Source organism: Kitasatospora sp. NPDC004240 (assembly GCF_053603215.1).
Genome location: NZ_JBSGFD010000452.1, coordinates 1 through 1,355 on the forward strand (window position 1 = coordinate 1; position 1,355 = coordinate 1,355).

Below are 1,355 nucleotides of genomic sequence, written 5' to 3' on the forward strand. Positions count from 1 at the left end.
CAGCTCGCGGAACCGAGCGGCGATGGGGGCCGGCAGGTGGTCGCCGTCGAGGGCGGCGCCCACGCGGCGCTCTATCACCGGCTGGTGGCCCGAGGGCAGGACCCCGCGGCGCTGCCGCTGTGGGACTTTCACACCCCGACCTCGCTGTCCAAGCAGGAAGTGCCCTGCGGACAGTACGACCTGGGAATCCCTGGCCTGCCGTGGTGCCGGCGCTGCGGATGGGAAACCGGCGACCACGCACCCCAACCCGCGCCCACTCGTTGAGCACACCGAGCGTCCCGACCAGGGCGCGCGGTCATGCCCTGCCCCACACCGCCCGGCACGTACACCCCCACGGCGCCCGGACGCTGGCACGGCATCGACGCCCGGGGCGGCCGGCCGTACATGCTGGCCGCCCCGGCCCGCGGTCCCGCAACACGCTGAAGGTCGTCACCCCGCGGGCGCAGGGTAGCGGCCTTCTGTGCTGCTCAGAATCCGGGGTACTGGGGACCGTCGGGGGCGATGAACCGGGCGCCCATGTTGTCGTTCGGGTTGAGGTGGACCAGCGCGGTGAACCACGGCGCGGCCGCCTTCGGGTCGCGGCGACGCAGCAGTAGAGGATGCGGGGGGCGGGCCGGTTGTCCAGCTCGCCGTACAGCAGGAGGTCGCGGAACGGCCAGGGCAGGGACTGCTGGAGGACGCACACCCTGGCGCGGGCCCACTCCAGCGCGAGGTCCAGGTCGCCGGGCACCTCGTCGCCCTGGTCCCCGTCCTCGTCCTCGAAGCCGTCCTCGTCGCCCTGGTGGAGGCCGGCCACCTCGTAGGTGATGGTGGCGTAGGCGTCCAGGTCCCGCGGGTGCAGCCGGCGGGTTGCCGATTGTCACGGCTTTCTCGCACGCCGCGTCGTACTCGGTGCTGCTCTTCTCGTTTGGAGTCCGCACCCGGCTCAGGGCTACCGGACCCATCCAGCGGCCGTCAGAACGGCCACCCTGCTGCCTGATGCACGGCGGGTGACCGCGCCCTTGTGCCGCTGCTCTTCAGGAAGGGGTGGCGCTCTGGGCGAGGTTCTGTTCCAGGCGTTCGAGGGTGTGCAGGGTCTCGGTGCACTCGTCGGCGGTCAGGCCCGCGGTGACGAGGTCCTCGAGCCGGCTCCAGCTCTGCTCGACCTCGCGGCGCAGGGCGTGGCTGGCGGCGGTGGGCTCGATGAGCCAGGCGCGCTTGTCGGTGGGGGAGGGGCGGCGGCGGACGAAGCCGGCCTGTTCGAGGCGCTGGACGGTGCGGGTCATGGTGGCGGCGTCGGAGTCCAGCAGTCGTACGAGATCGGTCTGGCGCTGGGCGCCGAGCTCCCACAGGTGCATCATGACCAACTCCTGGCC

General features: G+C 72.4%; 2 protein-coding genes. One reads left to right on the forward strand and one right to left on the reverse strand.

Features of this window, described 5'->3' with window-relative positions:
• A partial coding sequence (locus ACWEQL_RS42455; protein WP_452156987.1) for a hypothetical protein occupies positions 1-264 on the forward strand: 264 nt, incomplete at its 5' end.
• 752 nt (positions 265-1,016) lie between these two features.
• Here the strand turns inward: ACWEQL_RS42455 and ACWEQL_RS42460 are convergent.
• Positions 1,017-1,355: MarR family winged helix-turn-helix transcriptional regulator (locus ACWEQL_RS42460; protein WP_452156989.1), on the reverse strand; the 339-nt coding region annotated here is incomplete at its 5' end.